The organism is Mesorhizobium sp. M7A.F.Ca.AU.001.01.1.1, from assembly GCF_004022735.1.
GTDB classification, from domain to species: domain Bacteria; phylum Pseudomonadota; class Alphaproteobacteria; order Rhizobiales; family Rhizobiaceae; genus Mesorhizobium; species Mesorhizobium ciceri.
The window spans coordinates 1-1,041 of sequence record NZ_RZPF01001177.1; the positions used below are offsets into that span (position 1 = coordinate 1).

Genomic DNA, 1,041 nt, shown 5'->3' on the forward strand with positions numbered 1-1,041 from the left:
ACTTCGATCGCCTTGCCGTCCTGGCCAATGGCGAAAGCCGCCTGGGCGATTTCGGCGCGAATGCGCTCGGCCACCTTCTCGGCCACCGCGCCCTCGGTATCCGGCATCACCACGACGAACTCCTCGCCGCCAAAGCGGCAGGCAAGGTCGATACCCCTGACATTCTTGCGCAGCCGCCGTGCGAATTCCCGCAGCACCTCGTCGCCGCCATCATGACCGTGCGCGTCGTTGATCGCCTTGAAGCGATCGAGGTCGGTGATCATCACCGACAGCGGCCGGCGCCGTGCCACGGCGCGATCGAACAGCGTCTGCAGATGGCTGTCCAGATAGCGGCGATTGTGCAGCCCGGTCAGACCGTCGGTCACCGCCATTTCGATTGTCTGGGTGACGCTGGCCCGTAGCTGGTCGTTGTAGCGCTTACGGCGCACCTGCGTGCGCAGCCGTGCCGTCAGTTCCTGCTGGTCGATCGGCCGCATGAGATAGTCGTTGATGCCGAGTTCCAGGCCGCGAATGATGCGTTCCTCCTCGCCCTCCTCCGCCAGCAGGATAATCGGCACGAAGCGGGTGCGATCGAGCGAGCGCAACTGCGAACAGAGCCTCAGCGGATCGAAATCGGCGAACGCGGTCGAGATCATCACGCATTCATAGGATGTCTCGGCGGCCTGGAAGAAACCGGCATGCGGATCATGTGTGACGTCGAGGTCGGCCCGATCACGCAGCATCTTCTGGATGCGCTCGACGGATGTTTTGCGCTCGTCGATCAAAAGCACTTTCGGCGTCGTGTCCTCGGATGCGAAATTGCGGCTGAGCAACTCCTCGATGCCGATATTGCGCGTCGTCGAGGCGCGCAGCCGCAACTCGTCGGTCAGCGACTTCAGCCGAACAAGGCTCTTGACGCGCGTCATCAGCTGCAGGTCGTTGACCGGCTTGGTCAGGAAGTCGTCGGCGCCAGCCTCAAGCCCGCGGACGCGGTCGGAAACCTGGTCCAGCGCGGTGATCATCACCACCGGAATGTGCGATGTCGCCGGATCGCTCTTCAGC

At 63.3% G+C, this 1,041-nt stretch carries 1 protein-coding gene; it reads right to left on the reverse strand.

All coding sequences use genetic code 11. From position 1 onward, the window contains the following. A partial coding sequence (locus EN884_RS36870) for a PleD family two-component system response regulator (protein ID WP_128361173.1) occupies positions 1-1,041 on the reverse strand: 1,041 nt, incomplete at both ends.